The organism is Bradyrhizobium sp. SZCCT0148, from assembly GCF_018129985.1.
GTDB classification, from domain to species: Bacteria; Pseudomonadota; Alphaproteobacteria; order Rhizobiales; family Xanthobacteraceae; genus Bradyrhizobium; species Bradyrhizobium japonicum_H.
The window spans coordinates 692,133-718,965 of sequence record NZ_JAFCKT010000001.1 but is presented as its reverse complement, the minus strand read 5'-3'; the positions used below and the strand labels follow the sequence as shown (position 1 = coordinate 718,965).

Sequence of the window (26,833 nt, the reverse complement as noted above, 5' to 3'; positions counted from 1 at the left end):
CACGCGGCTCGGTGATAGGCTGGCGGGGCCGGCCGGCCGTGTCAGCCGGCGCTGAACTTGCTGTAGGCCTCGCGCGTCGCGATGATGACGTGCTCGGCGCAGCCGTTGAGGCGATGCGGATCGGCCTGCGTCTCGTAGGCCTCCGATGTCATCATGTCCAAAAAAGCCGCGACGGTGGGGTAATGGACCAGCGCGACGAAATCCCAGTCGTTGCCGGCGTGCGGTCCCAGCGCGACGCCCTTGGCCTCGCCGGTCCAGAGCAAGGTGCCGCCGCGCGCCTTGATCATCGGCACGGTGACGGCGCTGTAGCGCAAATAGGCGTCCCAGCCGGATCCGTTCCCGTCGCGCGAGCGGGCGTGGAATCGCATCAGGTTCAACATCACCACCGGCGCCTGGGGATCGAACCCTTCCAGCCCCGCGATGTTCAACATATTCACCGGCAAAGTCGCCTCCTCAGGGTTTGCCTGCATTGTAGCATTGCGGCCGCGTGACTTGTGCCACGATGCCGATCTGGGCAAGCTCGTATCCAACGCCAATGACGACCGCTTCACCCGCGCCACCCGCCTCCAGTCCGGCCGGCTGGCTCAACAACCAGCCTTATTTGCTGCTCAGCCTGAGCTCGCTGTTCTGGGCCGGCAACATCGTGCTCGCGCGCCATGTCGGTGCGCATGTGCCGCCGCTGACGGTGACCACGATCCGCTGGTTCGGCGTTTTCCTGATCCTGTTGCCGTTCGCCTGGCCGCATCTCAAGCGCGACTGGCCTGCCCTGCGCAACAGCCTGCCGCTGATGCTGTTCCTGTCGCTGGTGGGCTTCGCCTTCAACAATGCGATCTCCTATTGGGCGATGCAGTATACGGAGGCGCTGAACGCGCTGCTGATCCAGTCGGCCGGTCCCCTGTTCGTAGCGCTGTGGTCGCTGGTGCTGTTCGGGGTGCGGCTGACGGGTGCCCAGTTCGCCGGCATCGCGATCTCGCTTCTCGGCGTGCTGATCATCATCCTGCGCGGCGATCTCGCCGCGCTCGCAAGCATCAGCTTCAATAGGGGCGACCTCATGTTCGCCTCCTCGCTGGTGGCATTCGGGATCTACTCGGCCTTCATCCCGCGCCGGCCCAAGATCCACCAACTGTCGTTCCTGTCCTTCACCACCTGCTGCGGCGCGACGATGCTGATCCCCGCCGCGATCTGGGAGGCGGCAAGCGGCCGCGTGCTGCAGTTCGACGGGATCACGCTGGCGACGCTGGGCTACATCCTGATCTTTCCCTCGACGCTGGCTTATCTGTTCTTCAACCGCGGCGTCGCGCTGATCGGCCCGAACCGCGCCGCGCCGTTCTTCCATCTCGTGCCGGTGTTCGGCTCGGCGATGGCGATCCTGCTGCTCGGCGAAAAGCTGCAGCTATTCCATTTGATCGGCTACGCGCTGGTGCTCGCCGGCGTGGTGATCGCCTCACGCCAGGGTTCGGCGGTGAAGTAATTCCGCACGACGGACGTACGGAAAGATATCTGTGTCCCGGATAAGATGGATGCATCGCCGGAACCCAGCGTGCCAAAGCGCGTGCCCCGGCTCTGCAGCGCACCGCTGAAGGAGCGCTGCGCTGCGTCCGGGGCACGCGAGCGGTCGATAAACTCCCGGCTTCCGATTTCGACGAGGAGACGCTAGGTTCCCCGCCAACCAAAAAGAGGGAACGATCAAAGATGATGTCAGGGCTGATTCGAAAGCTGGGTACGGCCGCCACGGTCGCATTGGGTCTTGCCGCCGCATCGGCGGCGAGGGCCGACAATTATCCGAGCCGAAACATCACGCTGGTGCTGCCGTTCGCGGCCGGCAGCGGCACCGACACCACGACGCGGCTGATCTCGCAGCACCTGTCGCAGGCGCTCGGCGTCGGCATCGTCATCGAGAACAAGGCCGGCGCCAACGGCATGCTCGCCGCAAGCTATGTCGCCAAGGCCGCCCCCGACGGCTACACGCTGCTGGTGACCACCAACACCACGCATTCGGCCAATCCCTACCTGCTCAAGAGCCTCACTTACGATCCGGTGAAGGACTTCACCCCGATTGCGCGCACCGGCGATTTACCCTTCATGCTGGTCGTCAATCCGGAAGTGCCGGCCAAGACCGTCGGCGAACTCGTTGCCTACGGCAAAGCCAATCCGGGCAAGCTGAGCTACGCCTCAGGATCGTCCTCCGCGATCGTCTCCGGTGCGACCTTTGCGCACAATGCCGGGCTCGACCTGCTGCACGTGCCCTACAAGAGTTCGCCGCCGGCGCTCAACGACGTCATGGGCGGTCGCGTCTCGATGATGTTCGTGGACATTCTCACCGGCCTGCCGCACGTCAACGGCAACGCGCTGCGCGCGCTCGCCGTCACCACCAAGGACCGCTCGCCACTGGTGCCGAACCTGCCCTCGATGCAGGAGGCCGGCGTGCCGGATTTCGACATCTCGTCCTGGCAGGGCTATTTCGGTCCCGCCGGCATGCCCAAGGAGATCGTGACCCGACTCAATGCCGAGATCCGGAAGATCGTCGAGAAGCCGGAGATCAAGGCCCAGCTCGCCACCCTCGGCATGGACGCGTTCTCGGGCACGCCGGAAGATCTCGGCAAGTTCGTCAACGAGCAGCTGGTGCTGTGGGAGAAGCTGATCACCAACGCGAAGATCGAGAAGCAGTAGGGGCGCGCGAAAGCGTAGGCCGCATTCTCCGTCATGGCCGGGCTTGTCCCGGCCAACCACGTCTATCCGTACGTGCGGTGCCCAAGAACGTGGATGCCCGGGACAAGCCCGGGCATGACGACGTTTTGGATCGAGATCGGCTTGCGCGAAAGCCCTACGCCGCGCGCACCTTGGCAAGGAAGCTGTCCACTGCACTGCGCAGCGCGCCGGACTGGCTATCCAGCTCGCGAGCATTCGTGAGCACGTCGGTTGCCGCCGTGCCGGTCGCTTCCGCAGCCGAAGTGACGCTGCCGATATTGGCGTTGATCTCGTTCGATCCGGCCGCAACCGACTGAATGTTGCGGGCGATCTCGCGGGTCGCTTCACCCTGCTGCTCGATCGACGCGGAAATGCCGGCGGTGATCTCGCTCATCTCGGCGATGGTCTGGGTGATGCCGGAGATGGCCGTGACCGCGTCGCTGGTCGAGGTCTGCATCGCCGCGACCTGCGCGGAGATCTCCTCGGTCGCCTTGGCGGTCTGGTTGGCGAGCGCCTTGACTTCGGAGGCGACGACCGCGAAGCCGCGGCCGGATTCACCGGCGCGTGCTGCTTCGATCGTGGCGTTGAGCGCGAGCAGATTGGTCTGCGCGGCGATCGAATGGATCAGCTTGACGACCTCGCCGATCTTCTCGGCGCCGGTCGAAAGCACCTGCACCGTGGCATTGGTACGCTCGGCGTCGCTGACGGCGCGGCTCGCGACCTCGGTCGAGCGGGTGACCTGGCGGGAGATTTCTGCAACCGAGCTTGACAGCTCTTCGGCGGCCGCCGCGACCGTGCCGACATTGCCGGAGGCCTTTTGCGAGGCGGCACCGACCGTCGCCGCGCGCGAAGAGGCGTCGCTGGCGGTCGCGGTCATCGACTGCGCCGTCGTCTGCATGCCAGCCGCGGCCGAGGAGACCGAGCGGACGATGCCGTTGACACTGCGCTCGAAGTCGTTGGCGATGCCCTCCATAGCGCTGCGGCGCTCCGCCGCGATGCGCTCCTTTGCATCGGCCTCTGTCTTTTCGAGGTCGCGGATGCGAACCGCATTGTCCTTGAAGATCTGCACCGTGGCGGCCATCGCACCGACCTCGTCGCCGCGGCCGACGCCCGGAATGTCGCCTTCGAGCTTGCCCTCGGCGAGATCCTTCATGCGGGCGCCGAGCAGCGCCAGCGGGCGGCTGATGCCGCGGCCGATCAGCCAGGCGACGCTGCCGGCGACGATGAAGATGCCGAGCATGGCCAGGCCGAGCAACCAGTAGACCGGGCCCATCTTGGCGTCGATGTCGTCGAGATAGGCGCCGGTGCCGAGATACATGTCGAAGCCGGGCACCGCCATCGCGTAGCCGATCTTGCGGATAGGCGTCGGCTGGCCGGGCTTCACATATTCATAGTACAGCAGGATCGACCCATTGGCCTTCACGCCGTCCATCAGCTCGACCGACAGTTTGCGGCCGTTGGTCACGACGTCCATGCGGTTGGCGCCGATCTGCTTGGGATCGGGCGCTAGCTGGGTGATGCCGTCGTAGGACGTACCGAACAGATAGCCCGCGCCGTTGTCATAGGTCATCGAATTGCCGTAGCGTCGAAGCTCGGCCATGGCCGCGTCCTTCGTCAGCTCGCCGGCATCGACGCGCTTCTTCAGAGCGCCCGCATAGTTGCGTGCCAGCTCGACGATGGCCTTGGCCTGATCGATGCGGGCATTCACCATCTCCTGCTTCATCAGATAGCCGGCGAGGACGCCGGAGATGCAGAGGCCGAACAGGGTGACGCCGACGAGAATGCCGAGCTTCGGGGCGATCTTCAGATTGCTCAATTTCACGATTGGCTCCGGCAATAATGGGACAGGGGCACGCGACGGATCGATCAAAATCGCAACAATCTTTAGGGAGAGAGCCTTAGCAAGTTACTTACGTGCCTCCGTAGAAGCCCGGAAGCAGCGGCCCAAATCGGCAATTTATCGAAGCGGCGGCAACCCATGATTGTACGCAACCGCTCCGATTTCGCGTAGAAGACGCAAAGGCCCGGCGTCGAGGCGGGTCACAACAAGAACCGACAACCCAAATCGGGAGCGAGGAAATGCCGAAATACAGGGTGGTGACGCCGAAGGGCGCGAGCTTCACCGTCGCGGGCAGCGACTATTCCTATGAGCGCGAGGCGCTCGATCCGATCGACGCCGAGATCATCGAAGCCCCCGCCGACGAGGCCGGGTTCATCGCCGCCGCAAGGACCGCGGACGCCATCTATGCCAAGGGCATCCCGATCACCAAGACCATCATTGACGCTCTGGAGACCTGCAAGGTCATCACGCTCGGCTCTGTCGGCGTCGACAGCGTGGACGTCAAGGCCGCCACCGCCCGCGGCATTCCCGTCACCAACATACCCGACACCTTTATCGAAGAGGTCGCCGATCACGCCATGATGCTGCTGCTCGCCGGCTTCCGCCGCCTGGTCGAGCAGGATCGCATGGTCCGCAGCGGCCGCTGGGCCGAGGGCCGGCCGGCGCTGCTCAAAGTCCCCAGGCTGATGGGCCAGACGCTCGGCTTCGTCTCGTTCGGCCGCGTCGCGCGTGCAGTTGCGAAGCGCGCGGCGCCGTTCGGCCTGCGCATGGTGGCCTACGATCCTTTCATCCAGGAGACGCTGATGTGGGACCACGGCGTGATTCCGGCGACGCTGAACGAGGTGCTGTCGCAATCCGACTTCGTCTCGATGCATGCCCCGGCAAGGCCCGAGGTGCATCACATGCTGACCGAGAAGCACTTTCGGCAGATGAAGAAGGGCTCGATCTTCATCAACACCGGGCGCGGCGCCACCGTGGACGAGGAGAGCCTGATCAAGGCGCTGCAGGAGGGCTGGATCGCGCACGCCGCCCTCGACGTGCTGGAGAAGGAGCCGCCCTCCCATAACAATCCCCTGCTGGGCATGGAGAACGTGACCCTGACCGCCCACGTCGCCTCGGCCTCGGCACGGTTTGACGAAGCGCGCAAGCGGCGGGTGGGCTACGAATTGTCACTGGTGCTTCAGGGTATGTGGCCGGTAAGCTGCGTCAATCCGTCGGTGCTGCAAGACACCGCGCTCCGCCGCTGGCAACCCGTCAGCATGGATCGCGGGCCGAACAGCTAGGCGGTCGGCGTAAAGGCGCCGGAACGGACGACCCTTCACCGGCGATCAACGCCGGGAAGGGAACATCATAGGGAGGTACTGATGAGGAACGACATCACACGTCGTGATGCCTTGGCGCTGGGCCTGTCCGCTGCAACGCTCGCCGCCACCGGTGCTGCGGCGCAAACATCCACTATCAAGGCGGCCGACGTTCCGGCCCCCAAGCGCGAGATCGAGAAGGGCGCATCCCTGCGCATGCTGCGCCCGGTGCGTTTCGTCCAGGCCGACGAGGACGTCTTCCGCGCCAATGCGGCAAGGTTCACCAAGGACACCGGGGTCGAGGTCAAGGTCGACTTCGTCGGCTGGGAAGACATCAACCAGCAGACCGCAGTGACCGCCAATTCCGGCGCCGGCCCCGACATCATCATCGGCTTCTCCGACGCGCCGCACATCTATATCGACAAGCTGATCGAATTGACCGACGTCGCCGATTATGTCGGCAAGCGCTATGGCGGCTGGCTGCCGCTGGCGCAGCGCTACGGCAAGAAGAACAAAAGCGACGCCTGGATCGGCCTGCCGTTCGGTGCGACCGCGGGGCCCCTGATCTACCGCAAGTCGATCCTGCAATCGGTAGGGTTCGACAAGGTGCCGGAAGACCATGCCGGAATCCTCGACCTGTGCCAGAAGCTGCACAAGGCCGGCAAGCCCGCCGGCTTCGCGCTCGGCAACGCGAGAGGAGACGGCACCGGCTTCGCCAACTGGACGCTGTGGTCGCACAACGCCTCCCTGCTCGACGAGGAAGGCAACGTCGTCATCAACAGCAAGGAGACGATCGCCGCGCTGAACTGGGTCAAGCAGATCTACCCGACCTTCATCGCCGGCACGCCGTCGTGGAATGACGTGTCAAACAATCGCGCCTATTCCGCACAAGAAATCTCGCTGACCGCCAACGGCGTCTCGCTATACTTCTCGCTGAAGAACGACCCGGCGACCAAGGCGATCGCCGACGACAGCGAGCATCAGCTTCTGCCCAAGGGCCTGGCCAAGGTCTCACCGATGGACGGGCTCACGCTCAACGCCATGGTGTTCAAGCACAGCCAGTATCCCAACGCCGCAAAGGCCTTCCTGCAATACATGCTGGAAAAAGACCAGTACGAGCCGTGGCTCAACGCCAATTCCGGCTACTGGTCGCAGCCGCTGGCTGCCTATGCCGATGCCGCGGTGTGGTCGCAGGACCCCAAGGTGACAATCTTCAAGAACACCATGAACAGCACTTACTATAGCGGTTACAAGGGACCGATCTCGACGGCCAGCGGAGCGGTTACCGCCGATTACGTGCTGATACAGATGCTATCGTCCGTTGCGACAGGCGCCGCAACCCCGGAGGCCGCGGCCGCGGAAGCCGAGCAACGCTGCAAGCGGTACTTCCGCCGACAGAAGTAAAGATCGTCATTGCGAGCGAAACGAAGCAATCCAGTCCGTCCCCGCAGCGACAGTCTGGATTGCCTCGTCGCTTCGCTCCTCGCAATGACGACGTGGTGACAGATCAGAACAGGACAACACACGAATGTCCGTGACCACCCTTTCCTCCCAAGCCCTGGCGCAACGGCAGCCGTCCTGGCTGGTGCGGCTGTTCGACTACAAGCCGTTCCTGATCGTGATGTGCCTGGCACCCGCGATCGGGCTGCTCTCGGTGTTCCTGACCTATCCGCTCGGCCTCGGTATCTGGCTCGCTTTCACCGACACCACGATCGGCCGGCGCGGCGTGTTCGTGGGCCTCGAGAATTTCCAGTATTTGCTCACCGATTCCCTGTGGTGGAACGCGGTCTTCTACAGCGTGGTCTATACTGGCATCGCGACCTTCGGAAAGTTCGCGCTCGGCTTCTGGCTCGCGCTGCTGCTCAACAACCATTTTCCGTTCAAGAGCATCCTGCGCGCGATCATCCTGTTGCCATGGATCGTGCCGACCGTACTCTCGGCGCTGGCGTTCTGGTGGATCTACGATCCGCAGTTCTCGATCATCTCCTATCTGCTGGTCGACGTGCTGCACTGGCGGTCGAGCAATGTGGACTTCCTCGGCTCGGCCTGGCCGGCGCGCTTTTCGCTGATCGCCGCCAACATCTGGCGCGGCATTCCCTTCGTCGCGATCTCGCTGCTCGCCGGCCTGCAGACCATCTCGCCCTCGCTCTACGAGGCCGCGATGCTCGATGGTGCCAGCGCCTGGCAGCGCTTCCGCTACATTACCTTCCCGATGATGATGCCGATCCTCGCCATCGTCATGACCTTCTCGATCATCTTCACTTTCACCGATTTCCAGCTGGTCTATGCCATCACCCGCGGCGGCCCCGGCAACTCGACCCATCTGCTGGCGACGCTGGCGTTTCAGCGCGGCATTGCCGGCGGCGAGCTCGGCGAAGGCGCGGCGATCGCGGTGTCGATGATCCCGTTTCTGGTCTTCGCGACGCTGTTCTCCTATTTCGGCCTGGCCCGCCGGAAATGGCAGCAAGGAGAGAGCAATGACTGACACCGTCGCGCAAACCGCTGCCGTGGCCGACGCGAAAGCGGCACCAGATACCATGGCTTGGGATTCCGGGCTGCGGCGGCTGATGATGATCTACCTGCCGCTCGGCTGCTTCGTGCTGATCCTGCTGTTTCCGTTCTATTGGATGGCGATCACCTCGTTCAAGCCGAACGCGGAGCTGCTCAATTACAAGCAGCACAACCCGTTCTGGATCTCTTCGCCGACGATCGCCCACATCAAGCACCTGCTGTTCGACACGTCCTATCCGCGCTGGCTGTGGACCACGATGACGGTGGCGATCGGCTCGACCACGCTGTCCCTGATCGCGAGCACGCTCGCCGCCTACGCCATCGAGCGCCTGCGCTTCCGCGGCAGCCCCTATGTGGGCCTCGGCATTTATCTGGCCTATCTCGTGCCGCCGTCGATCCTGTTCATTCCGCTGGCCACCGTCATCGTGCAGTTCGGCCTGTTCGACTCCCCGCTCGCGCTGATCCTGGTCTATCCCACCTTCCTGGTGCCGTTCTGCACCTGGCTCCTGATCGGCTATTTCAAGTCGATCCCTTACGAGCTCGAGGAATGCGCGCTGGTCGACGGTGCCACGCGGCTGCAGATCCTGCGCCGGATCACGCTGCCGCTGGCCGTACCCGGACTGATCTCGGCCGGCATCTTCTCCTTCACGCTGTCCTGGAACGAATTCATCTACGCGCTCGCGTTCATCCAGAGCGGCGCCAACAAGACCGTGCCGGTCGCGATCCTGACGGAGCTGGTCACCGGCGACGTCTATCAATGGGGCGCGCTGATGGCGGGATCGCTGCTAGGCTCGCTGCCGGTGGCGATCTTCTACTCGCTGTTTGTCGACTACTACGTGTCCTCGCTGACCGGCGCGGTGAAGGAGTAGCTGTCCGCTTCGCACAAGCGATCGTGCTATCGTGATAGATCGGATCCCTGCTCCGGTGTTACCTCCTGCACCGGCGGCGGGGGAGCGTTTGGCGCTACCGATACTCGCTCCAGAAAGCGAGGATTCCATGGGATCGCCCAAACTCCCCTCTATGTCCCGGCGAGGCTTTTGCCTGTGCTGCGTCGGCGGCGCTATCGCCGCCACGACGGGATGGCTTACGCCGAGGCAGGCATATGCCGAGGCCCGCGGTATCGTCAGCCTGATCAAGGATAGTGCTGCGACCTCCCCGATCACGACCCACAAGCTGCGCAACAACATCAGCGTGCTGGAAGGATCCGGCGGCAATATCGCGGTGCTGACAGGCCCCGACGGCAAGCTGCTGGTCGACGCCGGCATCGGCGTTTCGCGCCCTCAGCTCAGCAAGGCGCTGGCCGAGCTCGGCAGCGAGCCGGTCGCGCATCTGATCAATACGCATTGGCACTTCGATCATGCCGACGGCAATGAGTGGCTGCACGCAGCCGGCGCGAAAATCATCGCGCACGAAAATACCCGCAAGCACCTGTCCGTCGTTCAGCGGGTCGAGGACTGGGACTACAATTTCCTCGCCTCTCCCGCCGGCGCGCTGCCGGCCGAGGTTTTTGACAAGGAGCGTCAGCTCAAGGTCAACGGCGCATCCATCGCACTGAAGTACTACGGGCCGGCACATACCGACAGCGACGTCTCGGTCATGTTTGAAGAGGCCAACGTCCTGCACGTTGGCGACACCTTCTGGAACGGCATCTACCCGTTCATCGACTATTCGACCGGCGGCAGCATCGACGGCATGATCTCGGCATCCGACGCCAATCTGGCGGTCGCCAAGAGCGATACCATCATTATCCCCGGCCACGGCAAGCCGGTCAGCACCAAGGCGGAGCTGCAAGGTTTCCGCGACATGCTTGTCGCGATCAGGGACAACGTCGGCAATCTCAAGAAGCAGGGAAAGACGCGCGACGAAGCGGTCGCCGCCAAGCCCACTGCCGTCTTCGACGCGCAATTCGGCCAGTTCCTCGTCGATCCCGGCTACTTCACGAGGCTGGTCTACGAGGGCGTGTAGGACGCTCCACCGCAACGACGCGACCCGCGATTTGCCTCGCCGACCATGCGGTCGGGAGATCGCGGAGTCGTGCACCGAGACTGACGTCGACAACTTCCCAGAAACACCAAGCGCGCAGCAACCGAAGAATTGTCATCACCGACTTCAATGGAGATCGATATGAGCACCGAGACGACAACGCCCCCATCAAACGGCCTCGATCGCCGCCACATCCTTCTCGGCTTGTCCGGAATGTCCGTTGCCGCGGTATCGACGGCTGCGTCGGCGAAGCCGCAAGGCACCGACGACGGATATCCGGTCACGTACCATCGGAGCAAAACGGTCGACGGAATCAAGATCTTCTATCGCGAAGCCGGGCCGAAGGATGCGCCCGTTGTGCTGCTGCTGCACGGCTTTCCGACCTCCTCGCACATGTTCCGCAACCTCATCCCGGCTCTGGCCGATCGCTACCATGTGATCGCCCCCGATTATCCCGGCTATGGCCAGAGCGACATGCCGCCGCGGGAATCATTCAAGTACACCTTCGACCGCTTCGGCGAGCTCGTCGACGGCCTGCTCGACCAGCTCGCCGTCAAGCGCTATGCGATGTACGTCATGGATTACGGTGCTCCCGTCGGTTGGCGGCTGGCGCTCAAGCATCCCGAACGCGTCAGCGGCCTCATCGTCCAGAACGGCAACGCCTACGACGAAGGACTGAAGGAGTTCTGGAATCCGATCAAGCAATACTGGGCCGATGGCTCAGCGACGAGCCGTCAGGCATTGATGAAGCTGCTGACGCTGGAGACGACCAAGTTCCAGTACACCGACGGCATGTCGGACGTGGCCCGGATCTCGCCCGACAACTGGGTCCATGACCAGGCGCTCCTGGACCGGCCGGGCAATAACGACGTCCAGCTCGACATGTTCTACGACTACCGAACCAATCTGCCGCTGTACCCGGCGGTACAGGCCTATTTCCGCAAGCACCAGCCGCCGATGCTGATCGTCTGGGGCAAGAACGATTTCATCTTTCCGGCCGACGGCGCCCATCCCTACAAGCGCGACCTGCCCCAGGTGGAGTTTCACCTGATCAACTCCGGGCATTTCCTACTCGAAGACAGGTTCGACGAGGTCACGCCCCTGATCCGCGATTTCCTCGCCCGCAAGATTGCCTGAGCTTTGACCGGATCACGCGAGGTCGCCACGGACGCGGCGGCTTCGACGGATTCCAAGGGAGTGCCAAAGAGCGCTGCGGCGTTTGGCCCGGTTTCACAATACTGCAACACGCAATCCGCATAAGGCGTGCGTCCGCCAACAGGAGACGCACATGCGCGCGACTTTTCTCAGCACCGTCGCAACGGTCATTCTCGCCGCGAGCTCCGCGCTCGCGCAGAGCGAGGGTGAATTCCCCGCCAAGCTCGCCGGCCACGTGGTAATGCCGGCCGCGACCTTCATCGAAGCCCCCGCCGATGCCCCTGCCGATCTCAAAACCTCCGGCAAATACACCACCGGCAAGCGGGTCGACGCGCTCGGCACCGTGATGGGCAAGTCCTATGAGCGGGCGACCGGCGTGTCGCTGCCGTTCAAGGGCCAGCCGCTGCAGGGCCATTCCGGCATCAAGACCATGCCCGACGGCAGCTTCTGGGTCATCACCGACAACGGCATGGGCGCGCGCGCCAACTCGCCGGATTCGATGCTGTACCTGAACCGCTACAAGATGGACTGGGCCGGCGGCAAGATCGAGCGGCTGGAAACGATCTTCCTGCACGATCCCGACAAGAAGGTCCCGTTCCGCATCGTCCACGAGGACACCGAGAGGCGCTATCTCACCGGCTCCGACTTCGACACCGAAGGCTTCCAGATCATTGGCGACACCTTCTGGATCGGCGACGAATTCGGCCCCTACATCCTCAAGGCCGACAAATTAGGCAAGATCCTCGGCGTGTTCGATACGGTTGCCGACGGCAAGCCGGTGCGCTCGCCGGATCATTGGGCGGTGGCGACGCCGGGCGCGCCGGGTGCGACCTACACCAACGTCAACCTCCGCCGCTCCAAGGGCTATGAGGGCTTTGCCTCCTCCAAGGACGGCAAGTTCCTGTACGGCCTCCTCGAGGGGCCGCTGTGGGATGCCGAGAAGAAGGACTGGGAGAAGGTCGACGGCAAGGAAGCCTCCCGCATCCTCGAATTCGACGTCGCCGCCGAGAAGTTCACCGGCCGCTATTGGCAATATGTGTTCGAGCAGAACGGCAACGCCATCGGCGATTTCAACATGCTCGACCAAGCCTCCGGCCTCATCATCGAGCGCGACAATGGCGAAGGCACGGCCGACAAAGCCTGTCCGCAAGGCACCCGCGGCGAGAACTGTTTTCCGGATCTCGCCAAGTTCAAGCGCATCTACAAGATCGAGCTCAACGACGCCAATGTCGGCAAGCCCGTGCGCAAGATCGGCTATATCGATCTCATGAAGATCAGGGATCCCGACAAAAAGGCCAGGAAGCCGCTCAATGACGGCGTCTACACCTTCCCGTTCTTCACCATCGAGAACGTGGATCGCGTCGACGACACGCACATCATCGTCGGCAACGACAACAATCTGCCGTTCTCTTCCAGCCGTGATCCCAACAAAGCCGACGACGACGAGTTCATGCTGCTCGAGGTCGCGGACTTCCTGAAGGCGAAATAAGGCCTGCTCCTCTCCCTCTCCCCGCTCTGCGGGGAGAGGATTGGAACCAACGTCGGCGCCTCACCCTCCGTCATTGCGAGCGCAGCGAAGCAATCCATAATCTTTCCGCGGAGGAAGCCTGGATCGCTTCGCTGCGCTCGCAATGACGAGGATAGAGTCCATTTCCGCACTCTCGATGAGTTTGAGGAAACGGACCCACGTCACCGCACCGTAAACTCCACCGGGATCGAAAAGCTCATCGCGCCGTTATTGAGCTCGTCCGGGAACGGCGGAAACGGCGAGGCTTGGCGAATCATCGACATGGCCTGGGCATCGAAAGCGGGAACGCCGGACGAACCGCCGATGCGGCTGGACGTGACCTGTCCGCTGCGGCTGAGGGTAAAGCTCAGCCTGGCAACGCCACGCTGACCGCCGCCACCGCTTGGGTAAGAGTGAAAGCGCATAAGATGTGCGCGGACGCGTTGATTGTAGGACAAGACCGCCGACGCCACCGCGCCCGCGCTCTGGGCCGATGCCAGCGGCGCTTCGCGCTCGGCGCGCGGGGCTGCGCTGGTGCGCGGCGCTGGCGTCGCATCGGACGGTCTCTTGGCCTCGCGGCGGACCACCTTCGGCTTCAAAAGGGCCGGCTTTTCGACCGGCACGATCTTCGCGGGCTCCGGCTTGGCCGGGGTCGGCTCAAGCTTCTGCTCCGGCGGCGCCACGACATCGGGCTTTTCCTGCGGCGGCGTCGGAGCAACGGTCTCCTCGACCATCTGCTGCTCCACGGGCTCCGGCGGCGAGGCGTCAGCCTCCTGCATCACCGGTCCCGGCGCAACGTCGTCCTGTGTCGACTGCGGCGCCGAGGTCATCGGTGCCATGTCGACCATGATTGCCGGCAGACTGACGCCCTGCTCCGGTTGCGACCTGATCCAATTCATCGCAAGCAGCGCGGCAGCCAGATGCAACAACACGATCACCGCCGCCGAGAGGCCCCAGCGCGCGGCTTCGCGCTCTCGAAGCGGTTCGTGAAGGGCGAAGACGCTGGCGCTCATCAACTGCGTCCGTCGAGGCCGACGAGGGCGACCTTGAGATAGCCCGCATTGCGCAAGGTGTTCATCACTTCCATCACGTCGCCATAGGGGACGACCTTGTCGGCGCGCAGATAGATCCGCTCGTCCTTGCGGCCCTTGGTGGCGGCATCGAGCGAGGTGGCGAGCACCTCGCGGGCGATGATGTCTTCGCCGACCGCGATGGAGAGGTCCGGCTTGACGGTGACGAAAACCGGCTTGTCGGGCCGCGGCGCAGGCTCGGCCGCGGTGGCCGGCAGATCGACGCCGATATCGACGGTGGCGAGAGGGGCCGCCACCATGAAGATGATCAGCAGCACCAGCATCACGTCGATGAACGGCGTGACGTTGATCTCATGGGTAACGTCGAGATCATTGGGGTCGCCGCGCGAGCCGAGCTTCGATGCGCCGAGCTTTGCGCCCATGGCCTACTCCGCCGCCCGTGCCAGACGGAATTCCCGGTGGTCGCGCTGGCGGCTGACCAGCAACATGAGCTGCGCCGACGCGTCGCCGAGCAGCGCGCGATAGCTGGCGACGCTGCGGACGAGGTGATTGTAGATCACGACCGCCGGGATCGCCGCGACGAGGCCGAGCGCAGTGGCAAGCAGCGCCTCCGCGATGCCGGGCGCGACCACCGCAAGACTTGTGGTGTGGCTCTCGGAGATGCCGATGAAGGCGTTCATGATGCCCCAGACGGTCCCGAACAGGCCGACGAAGGGCGCAGTGGCGCCGATGGTCGCGAGCACGCCGGTGCCGCGCGCGATCTGCCTGGACATCGCCGCCTCGACCCGCTCGAGCCGCAGCGCCACCCGCTCCTGCAGGCCATCGTCGAGGATGCCGCCGGAGAGTTCGGCTTCCCTGGCGCAGGACTGGATCAGCTGGGCGACGGCGTCGTGCGCGTCACCGGCCCGCGCAGATGCCTCGGCCAACGTCATGTTGCCTTCGAGCGCGCGTGTCCGCCGCAAGGCGAGCGCGCCCTTGCGACGCAGCTCGATGGTCTTGGCGAGCCATACCGTCCATGTCGCCAGCGAGGCGACGGCGAGCCCGACCATCACTGTCTTCACGATCATGTCGGCGCCGGCGAACATGCCCCAGGGCGACAGATTGCGCGGCAGCAGGGCTTGGTCAATCGCCAAGGCCTGTGTCGGCGCAAGCGGCAGGACGATTGTAAGGATCGCATGCCGAAGCCTGGACTTGCTCTGCATCCTGATCTCCCGACGGGTTGAAACGAACTACAGCGCGAGCGCGATCCGGCCCGCAAGCTGCCGGAAGCGCTCCATTTGATCCGTCCGCAGTGCCTTTGTCTCGTCGCGGCCGACGAACACCTTGAACATGATGCCGCCATCGGTGTTCACGAACGCGACGAAGGCCGACGACTTCCCCATGAACGGACGCTCGACGAAGGCGACGCCTGCGCAGCGCTCGTGACGAAGATGGCCGTGCAGGCCCTTCGGCTGCATCAGGTTGAAATAGCCGCGCCCAATCTCACCGGCGGGAATGGCGCCGGTGAATTCGAAGATCGCATCATAGGTGTGAACGATCAACGTGACCTCGCCCCACGCAGCGATGTCCTGCATGGCGGCGGCGAAGTGCTCACCACTGCCAATGCGCACCATGGAGGATGGCAGCGCCTCGATCACGCTGCGCGGGGTAACGTTGCGCTCGCGCGCGACGTCCTCGATCACCGCGCCGGGATTGTCGGCCATGTGCGCCTTGAGGTCGGCGTGATCGGTGCTCGGCATGTTCTCTCCTTAGTCTTCGCTCAGGCCGCCGCGGCCGTGCGCTCGCTCTGGATCACCTCAAAGCCTTCGAATTTGGGATGGCCGAGATACAGGCTCTCGCCGGTCTGATTATCGGCGCGGGCATGGGCGCGACGAAATTGCTCCGAGCGCGTCCAGGCCTCGAACGCTGCCTTGTCGACCCAGGTCGTGTGCGACGAATAGAGCGTGTGGTCCTCGGCCTCCGGTCCCTTCAGCAGATGAAACTCGATGAAGCCCGGCATGCTGCCGAGATAGGATTCGCGGGTGGCCCAGACGGTTTCGAACGCGGTCTCCGCGCCCTTCTTCACCTGGAAACGATTCATGGCGATGAACATCAAAGTCTCTCCTCCTGATTATACGAAACGTGCCGAAGCCGCGCTGGAGCATCAGCGCGGCCGGGCGGGATTGGCGGTGTTGCGGGCCCTCGCCTACGCACCTCCAAAATGAATCTTCATGCCGGCCTTGTAGACCCTGCCCGGACCGGGGCTCGACCACAGCACGTCGTTCTGCGTGGTGCCGTCGGTCGAGCTGCCGGGAATGGCGTAGGGCCGGTAATACTGGTTCAGGAGATTGTCGATCGAGGCCGTGAACACGATGTCCTTGGTCGCGTTGTAGGTCATGTACAGATTGACAAGCTCGTAGCCGGTCGCCGGCAGATAGCCGGCGGGCACGTCATTGTTGGCACCGTACGAGGCCCATTGCGCCGTCAGGATCAGACTGCGATCGAGCAGGCGGACACCGCCGGTCGTGACGACCTTGCGCGGGGTGATGGTAGCGAGCCCGACATTGGTGACGGCGTTCTTGCCCTGGATGTAATGGCCGGCGACACCGATGAACCAACTGCCGGCATCATACATCGTCTCCGCCTCAAAACCCTGGATGCGGGCCTGCGCGATGTTCTGGTACTGATAGTACTGACTGAACGAGCCGAAAGGCGGCACCGCGACCGGCGCCGAGGCGACGAGGTCGATATAGTCGCTGACGTCGTTGCGGAACAGATTGATCTTGCCGCGGAAGGAGTCCGAGGCCGAGAAGATGTTGTCGTACTTCAAATTGAAACCGACTTCTTTGTTCTTGCCGACCTCGGGACGCAGGTTCGGGTTCGGCAGGAAGCAGAACAGGCCGACGGTGCCATCGGGACAGGGGAAGAAGGCCGGTCCGCCGCCTGTCGCATGCGCGCCGGAGATCACGGTTTCGGTGATCGACGGGGCGCGATAGCCTTCGGCATAGCTCACATAGGGCTGGAAGCCGGGAACGGGCGTGACGCCGAGGGTGATCTTCGGCGAGAAGCGGTCGCCGCTGCCGTTGGTCTTGCCCGACTCCAGGTCGTAGCGATCGTATCGGATCGCACTCACCGCCTCGAACCAGGTGCTGTAGTTCTGCTTCAATTGCAGGAATCCGCCTGACACGGTGCGGATGCCGCTCGGCGTGGTGATGTTGGAATTGCCGCGGCTGTCGGTCGTGATCACATCGTCCTGGAACGCGTCGAAGCCCACGGTGAGGGCGTTGCGCCAGTCGCCGACGTTGAACCGCGTGGTATTGTTGGCGTCGATGCCGTAGGTATTGAGGACATAGCCGCGCTTGTCGCCGACGCAGCCGGAGATGTTGTTGCCGAAATTGCCGGTGCCGCACAGGGCCGCACCGGAGGTCGAATAGTGGTAGGTCTTGGTCTGGTCGTTGTCGACGCGGTTGCCGTAGACCGACATGTGCCAGTCGAACAGGTTGTCGCTCGGCAGCGCATAATTCCAGGTGATCGTGCCGGTGTAGTTCTTGGCATCGGAAGCGTAGACCGATGAGCCCTGATAGAGCGCCCGTTGGGCTGCCGTCGCCACGGGCCCTCTGTTGAACTGGCCGATATCGTATTGATAGTCCTGGAATATGGCGCCGAGCTTGACCTCATGGCCGAGCGCGGGACGCACCGTGAGCTTCATCAGGCCGCTCTCGACCTGGTTGCCGGTGTTGCCGATCTCGGTGCCGTTGCCGTCCTTGTAATTGCCCTGGGTACGATAGACCGCGCCACCGAAGATATCGACGTCCGGGGTCGCGCGCACGCCTCCGAAGACCGAGCCGAGGCCGCGATTGTTGTTGGAGCCGTAGGAGCCGGAGAGATCGACACCCCAGCGCTCGCCGGGACGCAGCACGTCGTCGATGTCCTTGGTGCGAAACGAGACCAGACCGCCGATCGCGCCGGAGCCGTAGATGTTCGCGGTCGGACCGCGCACGACGTCGACGCCGCCGACCAGTTCGGGATCGAGGAAGAACGAGCCGCTCGCATTGTGGCCGGTGCGTTGGTAGTTCTGGCGCGCACCATCGACGACCACCGCAACGCGCCCGAACTCCTGCAGGCCGCGGATGTTGATGACGGTCGCGGGATCATCGCCGCGCTCCTGGAACGACACGCCGGGCACCGCATAGAAGATGCCCGACAGCCGGTTCGGCTGAATTCCCTGGATCTGATCGAGAGAAATGGAGCTGACGGGCGCGAGCGAGTCGATGGCGCGCTCCTTGGTCTTCGTTGCGGCTGCGGTGATGGTGTCGAGCGCCTGAACCTGCACCGTGCCACCGGCCTGGGCCCGGGCGTTGAGGACCTCCGGCGTTGCCTGCTGCGCGACCGGCGGCTTGGCCTGGTTGCGCCTGGTCTGTTTCGGCCGTTCCGTCGACGCGCGTTCGGCTTGCCGCGATCCGGTCTGCGCAAGACCGCCCTGCGTCGTCAATGCTGCAAATGAAACCACGGACGCGCCAAAAATCAAGGCGCGCGAATACCTAGCCCCGTCAGCCATATCAGCCCCAGCCTGCACTTCACTTTAATTTTTGGGTCTTCTGGCTGGCGTGCGTTCGCAACGCGAACGACTGGCTGGCTGATTTTCTCAAGACGCGGGCAAGTCGCCGCGCCGCCATAGTTGGTTACGTGGCAACCCTCTGACGGTCAATGTCGCAAGGTTGCAATTTATATCGATTGTAAATTGCGGCCGTTGGAATGCGCTTCATGCCGCCTGTACAAACGAGCAGCACTCCAGAGTTTTGAAAGCGCATCACACCAACATGTCAGCAATATCAGGAGACGGCGGCGGCAGCGCGGCGGGGCCGGCATCAAGCCGTTCTGCGGCAACGAGAACGCTCACCATGCGCGGGAGCCGGATCGACAGTCGCGAACTGTTTGCGGCCGAGCGCGAGATCATCATCGCGCATGGCGAGGATGCCTATCGCTTGCGTTTGACCTCGCAGAACAAGCTGATCCTGACGAAGTAACCTGCAATGACATTTTGCCGCACCCTCAAAAGCCTCCTGGTCTGCAGCACGATCGCGCTTGCCACAGTCGCGCACGCCGCCGGTATCACCGTGCGTGACGCGCGCAATCGCGACGTCGCCGTGACCGACGTCGCGCGTACGGTCTCGATCGGCGGCGCCATCACCGAGATCATCTATGCGCTCGGGCTGGAGAGCCGGCTCGTCGGCATCGACACCACGAGCCTCCATCCAGCAGCGGCGCTGCACGACAAACCCAATGTCGGCTACATGCGTCAGATCTCCGCCGAAGGCGTGCTGGGCCTCAACCCCACCCTCATCCTGGCGATCCAGGGCTCGGGGCCGCGCGAGACCATGGACATCCTGGAGACGGCGAAGGTGCCGCTGGTGCTGGTGCCCGACACCTACTCCGAGGACGGCCTGATCGAGAGGATAAGACTGGTTGGCCACGCCATGGGCGTCGACGCGCGGGCCGCGTGCCTGGCGACCGCCGTCGGCGCCGATCTCAAGGAGCTCCGCGCGTTGCGCGCCAAGGTGACGAAGCCAGTACGGGTGATGTTCGTCATGTCGCTCCTGAACGGGCGGGCCATGGCGGCCGGCCACAAGACAGCTGCCGACGAGATCATCCAGCTCGCCGGCGCCACCAACGCCGTCGACGATTACGAGGGCTACAAGACCATTGGAGACGAGGCGATCGTGGCGGCCAAGCCCGACGTCGTGCTGTCGATCGAGCGCGGCAAGGATTCGCTCCAGGCCGATGCGGTCTACTCCCATCCTGGCTTTGCCCTGACGCCGGTCGCGGCCAACAAGAGCTTCATCACCATGGACGGGCTCTATCTGCTCGGCTTCGGACCGCGCACGCCGGCGGCGGCGCGCGATCTCTCGGTCAAGCTCTATCCGTCGTTGGCCGGACCGGGAGCTGCATTCACCTCGGCCCTGTCGGCGGTGGATTGCCGGCAATGAGCGTGGCGATCGGCACACGACGCGCCAGCGCACGACGGCGGGCCGCATCGCTCGCCATCCCTCTCCTGATCGCGGTGCTCGCGGTCGCCGCGGTCGTGGCGCTTGGCTTCGGCGCCGCCGGCATTCCCCTCTCCCGCCTGCCTGCCGCACTCGGGCTATCGGGCGAAGTCACGGCCATGACAGCCCGCGACCAGCTCGTGCTGTGGTCGATCCGCATCCCTCGAATCGCGGCAACAGCAATGGTCGGTGGCTTGCTCGCCGCAGCCGGCGCGATCATGCAAGGGCTGTTTCGCAACCCGCTCGCCGATCCCGCGCTGGTCGGCGTCTCCAGCGGCGGCGCGCTCGCAGCCGCGAGCGCGATCGTGTTCACCGATTCGCGCTTCGGCGAGACGCTACGCTTCCTCCAGACCGAACTCCTGCCGATCGCGGCATTCGCGGGATCGCTGGCCACGACCGCGATCCTCTACGGCATTTCGAGCCGCTCGGGCCGCACTTCGATCGCGGTTTTCCTGCTCGCCGGCGTCGCCATCACTGCAATCGCCAATGCCGGCATCGGACTTCTGGTCTTCGTCGCCGACGATCGTCAGCTCCGCGACATCACGTTCTGGATGTTGGGCTCAATGAGCGGCGTGACCTGGACCAAAGCCGCCGTGCTCGCGCCGATCCTCATCATTGGCCTTGTCGCCTGTTTCTTCATCGCGCGCGGCCTCGATCTCCTGGTGCTCGGCGAGGCCGACGCCTTTCACGGCGGCACCGACGTCGAGCGTCTCAAGCGGATCGCGATCGTCCTGGTCTCCGCCATGACCGGCGTCGCGGTGTCGATCAGTGGCGTCATCGGCTTCGTCGGCATCGTCGTGCCGCACCTGCTCCGTCTCGTCATCGGACCTGCGCATCGGCTGCTGTTGCCGGCCTCCATGGTGCTCGGCGCTATCCTGATGGTCGGCGCCGACACGTTGGCGCGGACCGTCGTGGCGCCGGCGGAGATGCCGATCGGCATTCTGACCGCAGCGGTCGGCGCGCCGGTGTTCCTTTTTATCCTGCTGCGGCAGCGCGGGCTCGCCTCGCTATGAGTGCGGTGATCGAGGCACGGGATTTGAGCAAGCGCGCCGGCCGCGCGACGCTGCTCGATGGCGTCGGCCTGACGGTTGCGGCCGGCGAGATGGTCGCGATCATCGGCCCGAACGGCGCCGGCAAGTCGACGTTGCTGCGGCTACTCTCCGGCGATCTTCGGCCGAATGCTGGAGCGGTTCGCCTCAAACAGCGCGATATCAGCAGCTACGCGCCGCGCGAACTCGCCGCGCGCCGCGCCATGCTGTCCCAGCACATCAACGTCACCTTCCCCTTCACCGTCGAGGAGATCGTGATGATGGGCGCGGGCGAGCGCAGCGGGCGTGAAGCAGGCTCGCTCCTCGACGCTGCCCTCGACGAGGTTGGGCTGACGCATTTCCGCGAACGGCAATTGCCGACGCTGTCAGGCGGCGAGCAGCAGCGCGCCCATTTCGCCCGCGTGCTGGTGCAGCTCGCCTGCGGCGAAGCCGAGCATGGTCCGGGACTTCTGCTGCTGGACGAGCCGACCTCGAGCCTGGATCTGCGTCACCAGATCGACCTGGTCGAGGCCGCGCGCCGCCGGGCGGCCTGCGGCACGGCCGTGATCGCGATCCTGCACGACCTCAATCTCGCGATCCGCTTCGCCGACCGGCTGGTCATGCTGGCCGGCGGCAAGCTCGCCGCAGACGGTTCGCGCGCGGACGTCATCACAAGCACGACCATTCGCGACATCTTCGAGATCGACGCCGTGGTTCATCAGGCCGACGACGGCGTGCCGTACGTGCTGCCGCAGTCGATGCGGGCGGCGCCGCCGCCGCGGTGAGGGTAAGCTCCCTCCTCCGCTTGCGGGAGAGGGAGCCGACCTCGCTCGTGACGCGACTGGCCCTACCCCGCCGGCACGATCGTTATGCTCTTGTCCTTCGGCCAGCGGACGCGCCAGGCGAAGTTGATGTCCTTGACCTCGCCCGGCTTGGCGTCGAATGACCATTCCAGCACGCCGCGCTTGTCGCGGATATTGCTGGCGGTGGGCGGCGTGGTCGCGGGCAACATCTCGACGACGATGTCCTCGCTCTCGCTCACCGGCAGCTGATCCTCGATCGCGACCTTGATCGGGAAATCGTGGCCATTGCGGATGGTGGTCTTGAAGGTGCGCTCGTCGGTCTTGGACGTCGTGACCAGCAGGCCCGCCGAACCCTCGTTGCGCTTGAGCACCGCGCGCTCGATCTTGATCTTGTCGTCGGCGCCGAAACCGAGCCGCACGATGTCGTCCTTGGCGGAAGCCGAGAGCTTGCCGCGACCGACGTAGACGCCGTCGCGGTAGATCGCGACCTTGCCGGGCAGCAGCGCGGTGTCGTCGGTCTGCTTGAAGCTGGCTTCAAGGAAGGCGGTCGGGTCCATCACCGGCGCGGCGCGCACCGCCAGATCGGCAGGCACGTTCATCGAGGTGATACGCAGGCTCTTGGCGCCGTCGGCGGCGCCAAGGCTGACACGACCGGGAACTTTGAAGGTGGCCTGGAAGTCTCCGATCTCCGCAACTGCCTGCTGCTCGTCGACGCGCTCGAGCGCGTCCGCGACTTTGGCCATGGCGGGCGATTGCATCTGGCGCATCACCGGCGCAGGCCGTGCCAATTCAGAGGCTGCGCCCAGCGCCGTTGGCTTTTGCGGTTGTGGATATTGTGCCACCAGCGAGTTCAGCTCCGGCGCGCTGCCGCCGCGACCGATTCGGACGGTGGAGACGCCGAGCGCGACGTTGGACCAGTCCTCGCCGGTTGATTGCGTGACCTCGGCACGGCGGACCAGCTCGAGTTGCGGCTTGCGGTCCTTGGCGCCGGTGTCGAGCCGGGCATCGTAAAGCGGCACCCAGCGCGCATTGCGCACGGCGTAGGTCACCCGCAGCGTCGCCTTGGTGGCCGCCGCCGAGGCGACGTCGATGCGAACCTCGAGCTTGCTCGGCGGCTTGGCCGAGCGCTCGGCTTCCAATTGGGCAATCTGGCGGTCCATCTCGCGTTGTTTTCGAGTGGCATCGCGAATCGCGGTGTCGGCGGTCGCGATCTCCTCGGCAACCGCGGCAAAGGCTGCGCGCCATTCGGTGATCGGCCGCGCCTCGCCCTTCTCACCAAGACCGGCGGGAGAGGCCTCCGCAAAGTGCTGCGCGAATTTGCGCCGGGCGGCGGCGGAGTCGATCGCCCCTTGCAGATCGGCGCGCTGGTCCTTCAACGCTTCGATGCGCCTGTCGAGCTCGGGCAGGTTGACGGGCGGCGCCGCGCGCGGCGGCCGCGCATCGATCGTGCCGATGGTGAGTTTGGCGCCCGCCTCGCCTTCGACGCGCAGGGAGGACGGATCGAGCGAGAGCGGAAAGTCCCTGGCGACCAACGTTGAGTCGCCGGAGGCAAGGTCCAGCGCGATGACACGGGTGACGGTGGCGCCGTCGGGGAAAACCGTGACGGTATCGATCGCCGATGTGGCGTCCACATCGGCCGCCCATGACGGCAACGCGAATGCCGTGGCCACCAGAACGAGGCTCGTCGTCGCCAGATATTTTGCGGTGATGCGCATGAAGTCCCTCCTGCCGTATCGCCGCGCCGCCAGCCGGACGCGCGATCAAATGCCTCGCCAACATGGTTGGACGCGGCAGAGAAGGAACCGGTTCGATTGGGGTTTCCGTGGGGCGCCGCGGCGGCGGCACCAAGGCCGCGGACGGCGTCCGCAATCCCGCGGCGGGCTTCAGGCTTGGGCCGATGTCCCCTGACCAAAGATGCGGCGGAGCAGATCGGTCACGTTCCTGGCCCCGGCCTTCTTCAGGATGCCGGCGCGATAGCCTTCGACGGTCCGCGCGCTCAAATGCATGCGCCGGGCGATCTCCTTGTTGGTAAGGCCGGCGGCGAGGTGTTCGAGCACGTCGCCTTCACGCTCGGTCAAGGGCTCGCAGCCGGGCAGCCAGCGCTGCCGGCTCGTGCCGGGCTGTGCGAACTCGTCGATGGCGGCGTTGATCCGGCCGATGATGTCGTGGGTGCGGAACGGCTTCTCGATGAAGTCGGCCGCGCCGCTCTTGATGGCGTCGACCGCCATGGCGATGTTGCCATTCGCCGAGGTCACCAGCACCGGCGCCATGCAGTTTTCTTCGCGCAGCCGCCTCAGCATATCGAGGCCGGAGCGATCGGGCGGCAGCTCCATCAGGACGCAGGCCGGCATCCGCGCCTTTGCTTCGGACAGGAGCGAGGCACCGTCAGCGAAGCAGATCACGTCATAAGCGCTCTGTTGGAGCGCGGTCGAAAGTTGTTCGCGGGAGGCAGCGTCGGTATCGATGACGAATACCTCGCCCTTGGAAAGCATGTTCCCCGGCATAATCCCGATCCAGCAATGTCTTGGTCAAATGGTCCGAGACGGAGGGCGGGCCCCATCGCCCTGCCGCGCCGCCATGAGCCTGGCATTCGCGCCAATGCTTCGGTTTCCCCTATGTATGTTCCGGCTGGTTCCAGGATTTGACGAATTGGGACAGAAACTTTACTTTTCGGGACATCTGCGGGAATGGCTGGCAGGAACGGTTTGCATGACCGACCTCGTTCGCAGCGCGGGCTTGAGCTATTACCCGGAGATTGCCCGGTCGGTCGGACTCGATCCCAAGCAGATGATGCGCAAGGCCAGGCTGCCGCTGGCCTGCCTCGACAAGCCCGACACACCCATCGCCGTCTCCGGCCTGCGCCGTCTGCTCGAATTGTCGGCAGATGCCTCCGGCGCCGAGGATTTCGGCTTGCGTCTCGCCGAGCGCGGCGGTTTGACCAATTTCGGCGCGGTCGGCCTGATCGTGCGCGAACAGGCGACCGTCGGCGAAGCGATCGAGGCATTCTCGCGCTTCATCCATATTCATCACGACGGCATGCGGCTGGATGTCACCCGCGACGAGCAGACCGTGACCGTCACGCTGCATCTGCGCGGCCGGCATCCGAGCGCGCCGCGGCAGTCGATCGACATGGCTCTCGGCAGCGTCCACCGTATCATTCGATCGCTGTTCGGCCGCGATTGGCGACCGCAGGAGGTCCATCTGCATTATCCGCCGCCGCGCGACCGCAAGCGCTACCGCGACTTCTTCGGTTGCCGCGTGACCTTCAATGCGGAGGACGATTCGATCCTGCTGTCGACACACGACATGGAGCGCCGGATTCCGAGCGCGCATCCGCTGATCGCGAGCTATCTGCGCAAGCGGATCGAGGCGATCGAGACCCGGCCGGCAAGTTGGGAAGGGAAGGTCGACGAGGTCGTGCGCCGCCTGCTCGCCGGCGGCGACTGCACGGTCGAGCGCGTCGCCGAGCATTTTGCCTGCACCCGCCGCACCATCCACCGGCACCTGGCCGAAGCCGGCACCAGCTTCTCGGCCATCATGGATGCGCAACGCGCCGATCTGGTGATCCAGCTGATCGAGGATCCCGACCGGCCGCTGGCCGATATCGCGACCCAGCTCGGCTTCTCCGCGCAGAGCGCCATGGCGCGCTGGTTTCGCGGGCGGTTCGGCTGCACCATCACCGACTGGCGCAAGGGCGTGCGGCCACAAGGCCCGCCCGCCGATACGGCCTCGGCGACCGCAGCCTGAACTCAGCCCGCCGGCGCCGGCACGCCCATCGTGGCGAGGGTCCGCCGCCGGCTTCCCGCGAGCAGCGGGCCGAACGCCACGGCAAATCCAAGGAACGCGACCAGCCAGCCGCAGGCGGCGATGTGCAGCAACGCATCGCTGTGCGCAGGCCACGCCACGGCGGCGACCCGCGCCAGGGCCGCAATGATGATCGCCGCATAGACACCCTGGACCGCCGGCGAAGCGGTCAACGGCTGTCCGGTATGGCCGAGGCTCGCGCGGGTCATCACCGCCAGCGTCATGGTCCCCGCCGCACCCGTCATCCAGGCGTGAATGCCGGCGCTCGGCGGCAGCGCGCCGAAGACCGCCAACGCGTGCAGGACGAAGCCGAGCGGCACGAAGATATAGCCAATATGCAGGATCACCAGCAGCAGCTCGCGAAACGTGCGATCGCCGGCCCAGCGCGCAAGCCGCATTAGATGCAGCCCGCCGACCAGCGCCATCAGGACACCGGTGACGGCATTCAGCGGCGCCACGATCCAGAAGATGAGCGCGAGCGCGCTGCATCCGATCACTGCGCCATCGAAGCGCCCGAACGGTACCGGCAGGCGGCCGGGATTGAACTTGACCAGCCAGTTGCGGGTGAAGCTCGGAATGATGCGGCCGCCGATCAGCGAGATCAGCAGCACGACCACACCGATGCCGACGCGGATGCTGACATCGGCCGCGGCGTGGTAGTGCGCCTCGAGATGAAACGCGACATTGCCGGCGAGCAGAACGGACACCAGCACCACCACGGGCAGGTTGCGCCAATTGCCACCCGCGATGATCTCGCGGGCCGCGGCGGCGACGACCAACGCCAGAAAGGCGGCATCGACGAGAAGCGCGAATGCCCAGCCAGTGTCGGCCGACACCGTCACCGCGACACGCCCGGCAAGCCAGACCAACACCAATGCCGCCAGCGAGCTGCCCTGGATCGGCAGCCGCCCGGTCCAGTTCGGGATGGCCGTGAACAGGAACCCGGTGATGACAGCCGGCAGGAAGCCATAGAGCATCTCATGGACGTGCCAGTCACGCGGCGCGAACGCGGAACTCACCGACAATTCGCCATAGAACATCGGCAGCCAGGCCAGGATCGACAGCCCCGCCTGGATCGCAGCGAGCAGGAAAAAGGGCCGAAAACTGTTCGCAAACAGCGGCCAGCCCTGAAAGTTGCGGGATCGGGCGCCAGCCATGG

Annotated in this window: 26 protein-coding genes; 15 read left to right on the top strand and 11 right to left on the bottom strand. The window is 64.7% G+C overall.

All coding sequences use genetic code 11. The features are described 5' to 3' along the window. Window positions 1-41: 41 nt before the first annotated feature. Window positions 42-431: a DUF1330 domain-containing protein gene (locus JQ580_RS03410; protein WP_212279183.1), complete on the bottom strand. Its 390-nt coding sequence runs from the start codon at window positions 429-431 to the stop codon at window positions 42-44. 104 nt (window positions 432-535) lie between these two features. Here JQ580_RS03410 and JQ580_RS03405 point away from each other — a divergent pair, with 104 nt between their 5' ends. Next, window positions 536-1,471, top strand: coding sequence for a DMT family transporter (locus JQ580_RS03405; protein WP_212278309.1), 936 nt, complete (start codon window positions 536-538; stop codon window positions 1,469-1,471). Between the two features lie 221 nt (window positions 1,472-1,692). Beyond that, the gene (locus JQ580_RS03400) at window positions 1,693-2,670 is read left to right on the top strand and encodes a Bug family tripartite tricarboxylate transporter substrate binding protein (protein WP_212278308.1); all 978 of its coding nucleotides are present in this window, start codon (window positions 1,693-1,695) and stop codon (window positions 2,668-2,670) included. Window positions 2,671-2,824: 154 nt separating this feature from the next. Here JQ580_RS03400 and JQ580_RS03395 read toward each other — a convergent pair whose 3' ends face one another. Further along, the gene (locus JQ580_RS03395; RefSeq protein ID WP_212278307.1) at window positions 2,825-4,510 is read right to left on the bottom strand and encodes a methyl-accepting chemotaxis protein; all 1,686 of its coding nucleotides are present in this window, start codon (window positions 4,508-4,510) and stop codon (window positions 2,825-2,827) included. Window positions 4,511-4,767: 257 nt separating this feature from the next. Between JQ580_RS03395 and JQ580_RS03390 the strand changes: the two genes are divergently transcribed. The 7 genes from JQ580_RS03390 to JQ580_RS03360 all read left to right on the top strand — a co-directional run bounded on the left by JQ580_RS03390 (window position 4,768) and on the right by JQ580_RS03360 (window position 12,967). Further along, window positions 4,768-5,811: a C-terminal binding protein gene (locus JQ580_RS03390; RefSeq protein ID WP_212278306.1), complete on the top strand. Its 1,044-nt coding sequence runs from the start codon at window positions 4,768-4,770 to the stop codon at window positions 5,809-5,811. Between the two features lie 81 nt (window positions 5,812-5,892). Beyond that, the gene (locus tag JQ580_RS03385; protein ID WP_212278305.1) at window positions 5,893-7,233 is read left to right on the top strand and encodes an ABC transporter substrate-binding protein; all 1,341 of its coding nucleotides are present in this window, start codon (window positions 5,893-5,895) and stop codon (window positions 7,231-7,233) included. 124 nt (window positions 7,234-7,357) lie between these two features. Continuing rightward, entirely contained in the window at window positions 7,358-8,314 is a 957-nt protein-coding gene (locus JQ580_RS03380; protein WP_212278304.1) for a carbohydrate ABC transporter permease, read from the top strand. A 52-nt stretch (window positions 8,315-8,366) separates the two neighbouring features. Continuing rightward, the gene (locus JQ580_RS03375; RefSeq protein ID WP_249134006.1) at window positions 8,367-9,209 is read left to right on the top strand and encodes a carbohydrate ABC transporter permease; all 843 of its coding nucleotides are present in this window, start codon (window positions 8,367-8,369) and stop codon (window positions 9,207-9,209) included. Between the two features lie 127 nt (window positions 9,210-9,336). After that, entirely contained in the window at window positions 9,337-10,305 is a 969-nt protein-coding gene (locus JQ580_RS03370) for an MBL fold metallo-hydrolase (RefSeq protein ID WP_212278302.1), read from the top strand. A 159-nt stretch (window positions 10,306-10,464) separates the two neighbouring features. Further along, window positions 10,465-11,460 (top strand): alpha/beta fold hydrolase, encoded by a 996-nt coding sequence (locus JQ580_RS03365; RefSeq protein ID WP_249133908.1) that lies wholly within the window; start codon window positions 10,465-10,467, stop codon window positions 11,458-11,460. Between the two features lie 151 nt (window positions 11,461-11,611). Continuing rightward, complete coding sequence (locus JQ580_RS03360; protein ID WP_212278300.1) at window positions 11,612-12,967, top strand: esterase-like activity of phytase family protein; 1,356 nt, start codon at window positions 11,612-11,614, stop codon at window positions 12,965-12,967. 200 nt (window positions 12,968-13,167) lie between these two features. On the opposite strand, the gene JQ580_RS03355 is transcribed toward JQ580_RS03360, so the two are convergent. From JQ580_RS03355 to hmuQ, 5 genes are read right to left on the bottom strand one after another with little or no spacing between them, the layout of a single operon-like run. Then, a complete protein-coding gene (locus tag JQ580_RS03355) occupies window positions 13,168-13,998 on the bottom strand; it encodes a TonB family protein (RefSeq protein ID WP_212278299.1) in 831 nt (276 codons plus the stop codon). Next, window positions 13,998-14,438 carry a TonB system transport protein ExbD gene (gene exbD, locus JQ580_RS03350; RefSeq protein WP_212278298.1) on the bottom strand — a complete coding sequence of 147 codons (441 nt, stop codon included), beginning with the start codon at window positions 14,436-14,438 and terminating at the stop codon, window positions 13,998-14,000. Before exbD ends, JQ580_RS03355 begins: the two co-directional genes overlap by 1 nt. Before the next feature lie 3 nt (window positions 14,439-14,441). Then, entirely contained in the window at window positions 14,442-15,218 is a 777-nt protein-coding gene (gene exbB, locus JQ580_RS03345; protein WP_212278297.1) for a tonB-system energizer ExbB, read from the bottom strand. Between the two features lie 27 nt (window positions 15,219-15,245). After that, window positions 15,246-15,755, bottom strand: a complete 510-nt coding sequence (gene hutX / locus JQ580_RS03340) for a heme utilization cystosolic carrier protein HutX (RefSeq protein ID WP_212278296.1) — start codon at window positions 15,753-15,755, stop codon at window positions 15,246-15,248. Window positions 15,756-15,775: 20 nt separating this feature from the next. Continuing rightward, a complete protein-coding gene (gene hmuQ, locus JQ580_RS03335; RefSeq protein ID WP_212278295.1) occupies window positions 15,776-16,108 on the bottom strand; it encodes a heme-degrading protein HmuQ in 333 nt (110 codons plus the stop codon). Between hmuQ and JQ580_RS34070 the strand changes: the two genes are divergently transcribed. Continuing rightward, window positions 16,095-16,220, top strand: a complete 126-nt coding sequence (locus JQ580_RS34070; RefSeq protein WP_283813931.1) for a hypothetical protein — start codon at window positions 16,095-16,097, stop codon at window positions 16,218-16,220. The genes hmuQ and JQ580_RS34070 overlap by 14 nt on opposite strands. Here the strand turns inward: JQ580_RS34070 and JQ580_RS03330 are convergent. Continuing rightward, window positions 16,202-18,553 (bottom strand): TonB-dependent hemoglobin/transferrin/lactoferrin family receptor, encoded by a 2,352-nt coding sequence (locus tag JQ580_RS03330; RefSeq protein ID WP_249133907.1) that lies wholly within the window; start codon window positions 18,551-18,553, stop codon window positions 16,202-16,204. The two genes, JQ580_RS34070 and JQ580_RS03330, sit on opposite strands and share 19 nt — an antisense overlap. A gap of 262 nt (window positions 18,554-18,815) precedes the next feature. Here JQ580_RS03330 and JQ580_RS33700 point away from each other — a divergent pair, with 262 nt between their 5' ends. Genes JQ580_RS33700 through JQ580_RS03310 form a run of 4 tightly spaced genes read left to right on the top strand, consistent with a single transcriptional unit; the run spans window position 18,816 to window position 21,852 of the window. Continuing rightward, window positions 18,816-19,022 carry a hemin uptake protein HemP gene (locus JQ580_RS33700; protein WP_249133906.1) on the top strand — a complete coding sequence of 69 codons (207 nt, stop codon included), beginning with the start codon at window positions 18,816-18,818 and terminating at the stop codon, window positions 19,020-19,022. Between the two features lie 6 nt (window positions 19,023-19,028). Continuing rightward, a complete protein-coding gene (locus JQ580_RS03320; RefSeq protein WP_212278293.1) occupies window positions 19,029-19,982 on the top strand; it encodes a heme/hemin ABC transporter substrate-binding protein in 954 nt (317 codons plus the stop codon). Further along, window positions 19,979-21,052, top strand: coding sequence for a FecCD family ABC transporter permease (locus JQ580_RS03315; RefSeq protein WP_212278292.1), 1,074 nt, complete (start codon window positions 19,979-19,981; stop codon window positions 21,050-21,052). The genes JQ580_RS03320 and JQ580_RS03315 overlap by 4 nt, the downstream gene beginning before the upstream one ends. Further along, entirely contained in the window at window positions 21,049-21,852 is an 804-nt protein-coding gene (locus tag JQ580_RS03310) for a heme ABC transporter ATP-binding protein (protein WP_212278291.1), read from the top strand. The genes JQ580_RS03315 and JQ580_RS03310 overlap by 4 nt, the downstream gene beginning before the upstream one ends. A 62-nt stretch (window positions 21,853-21,914) precedes the next feature. On the opposite strand, the gene JQ580_RS03305 is transcribed toward JQ580_RS03310, so the two are convergent. Then, on the bottom strand, window positions 21,915-23,585 hold the full coding sequence (locus JQ580_RS03305; protein ID WP_212278290.1) for a mucoidy inhibitor MuiA family protein: 1,671 nt from the start codon (window positions 23,583-23,585) through the stop codon (window positions 21,915-21,917). Window positions 23,586-23,753: 168 nt separating this feature from the next. Beyond that, on the bottom strand, window positions 23,754-24,374 hold the full coding sequence (locus tag JQ580_RS03300; protein ID WP_212278289.1) for a response regulator transcription factor: 621 nt from the start codon (window positions 24,372-24,374) through the stop codon (window positions 23,754-23,756). 205 nt (window positions 24,375-24,579) lie between these two features. Here JQ580_RS03300 and JQ580_RS03295 point away from each other — a divergent pair, with 205 nt between their 5' ends. Next, on the top strand, window positions 24,580-25,617 hold the full coding sequence (locus JQ580_RS03295) for an AraC family transcriptional regulator (protein WP_212278288.1): 1,038 nt from the start codon (window positions 24,580-24,582) through the stop codon (window positions 25,615-25,617). A gap of 2 nt (window positions 25,618-25,619) precedes the next feature. Here the strand turns inward: JQ580_RS03295 and JQ580_RS03290 are convergent, their stop codons facing one another. After that, window positions 25,620-26,831: an NnrS family protein gene (locus tag JQ580_RS03290; RefSeq protein WP_212278287.1), complete on the bottom strand. Its 1,212-nt coding sequence runs from the start codon at window positions 26,829-26,831 to the stop codon at window positions 25,620-25,622. Window positions 26,832-26,833 lie beyond the last annotated feature (2 nt).

What these genes read in the sequence shown, in the direction of transcription:
- JQ580_RS03380 (WP_212278304.1), top strand. Translation starts at nt 7,358, where the DNA reads ATGTCCGTGACCACCCTTTCCTCCCAAGCCCTGGCGCAACGGCAGCCG.
- JQ580_RS34070 (WP_283813931.1), top strand. Translation starts at nt 16,095, where the DNA reads ATGGCGATGAACATCAAAGTCTCTCCTCCTGATTATACGAAACGTGCC.
- hmuQ (WP_212278295.1), bottom strand. Translation starts at nt 16,108, where the DNA reads ATGTTCATCGCCATGAATCGTTTCCAGGTGAAGAAGGGCGCGGAGACC.
- exbD (WP_212278298.1), bottom strand. Translation starts at nt 14,438, where the DNA reads ATGGGCGCAAAGCTCGGCGCATCGAAGCTCGGCTCGCGCGGCGACCCC.
- JQ580_RS03370 (WP_212278302.1), top strand. Translation starts at nt 9,337, where the DNA reads ATGGGATCGCCCAAACTCCCCTCTATGTCCCGGCGAGGCTTTTGCCTG.
- JQ580_RS03400 (WP_212278308.1), top strand. Translation starts at nt 1,693, where the DNA reads ATGATGTCAGGGCTGATTCGAAAGCTGGGTACGGCCGCCACGGTCGCA.
- JQ580_RS03300 (WP_212278289.1), bottom strand. Translation starts at nt 24,374, where the DNA reads ATGCCGGGGAACATGCTTTCCAAGGGCGAGGTATTCGTCATCGATACC.
- JQ580_RS03320 (WP_212278293.1), top strand. Translation starts at nt 19,029, where the DNA reads ATGACATTTTGCCGCACCCTCAAAAGCCTCCTGGTCTGCAGCACGATC.
- JQ580_RS03385 (WP_212278305.1), top strand. Translation starts at nt 5,893, where the DNA reads ATGAGGAACGACATCACACGTCGTGATGCCTTGGCGCTGGGCCTGTCC.
- hutX (WP_212278296.1), bottom strand. Translation starts at nt 15,755, where the DNA reads ATGCCGAGCACCGATCACGCCGACCTCAAGGCGCACATGGCCGACAAT.
- JQ580_RS03290 (WP_212278287.1), bottom strand. Translation starts at nt 26,831, where the DNA reads ATGGCTGGCGCCCGATCCCGCAACTTTCAGGGCTGGCCGCTGTTTGCG.
- JQ580_RS03390 (WP_212278306.1), top strand. Translation starts at nt 4,768, where the DNA reads ATGCCGAAATACAGGGTGGTGACGCCGAAGGGCGCGAGCTTCACCGTC.
- JQ580_RS03295 (WP_212278288.1), top strand. Translation starts at nt 24,580, where the DNA reads ATGACCGACCTCGTTCGCAGCGCGGGCTTGAGCTATTACCCGGAGATT.
- JQ580_RS03375 (WP_249134006.1), top strand. Translation starts at nt 8,367, where the DNA reads ATGGCTTGGGATTCCGGGCTGCGGCGGCTGATGATGATCTACCTGCCG.
- JQ580_RS03405 (WP_212278309.1), top strand. Translation starts at nt 536, where the DNA reads ATGACGACCGCTTCACCCGCGCCACCCGCCTCCAGTCCGGCCGGCTGG.
- JQ580_RS03315 (WP_212278292.1), top strand. Translation starts at nt 19,979, where the DNA reads ATGAGCGTGGCGATCGGCACACGACGCGCCAGCGCACGACGGCGGGCC.
- exbB (WP_212278297.1), bottom strand. Translation starts at nt 15,218, where the DNA reads ATGCAGAGCAAGTCCAGGCTTCGGCATGCGATCCTTACAATCGTCCTG.
- JQ580_RS03330 (WP_249133907.1), bottom strand. Translation starts at nt 18,553, where the DNA reads ATGGCTGACGGGGCTAGGTATTCGCGCGCCTTGATTTTTGGCGCGTCC.
- JQ580_RS03305 (WP_212278290.1), bottom strand. Translation starts at nt 23,585, where the DNA reads ATGCGCATCACCGCAAAATATCTGGCGACGACGAGCCTCGTTCTGGTG.
- JQ580_RS03365 (WP_249133908.1), top strand. Translation starts at nt 10,465, where the DNA reads ATGAGCACCGAGACGACAACGCCCCCATCAAACGGCCTCGATCGCCGC.
- JQ580_RS33700 (WP_249133906.1), top strand. Translation starts at nt 18,816, where the DNA reads ATGTCAGCAATATCAGGAGACGGCGGCGGCAGCGCGGCGGGGCCGGCA.
- JQ580_RS03355 (WP_212278299.1), bottom strand. Translation starts at nt 13,998, where the DNA reads ATGAGCGCCAGCGTCTTCGCCCTTCACGAACCGCTTCGAGAGCGCGAA.
- JQ580_RS03360 (WP_212278300.1), top strand. Translation starts at nt 11,612, where the DNA reads ATGCGCGCGACTTTTCTCAGCACCGTCGCAACGGTCATTCTCGCCGCG.
- JQ580_RS03310 (WP_212278291.1), top strand. Translation starts at nt 21,049, where the DNA reads ATGAGTGCGGTGATCGAGGCACGGGATTTGAGCAAGCGCGCCGGCCGC.
- JQ580_RS03410 (WP_212279183.1), bottom strand. Translation starts at nt 431, where the DNA reads ATGTTGAACATCGCGGGGCTGGAAGGGTTCGATCCCCAGGCGCCGGTG.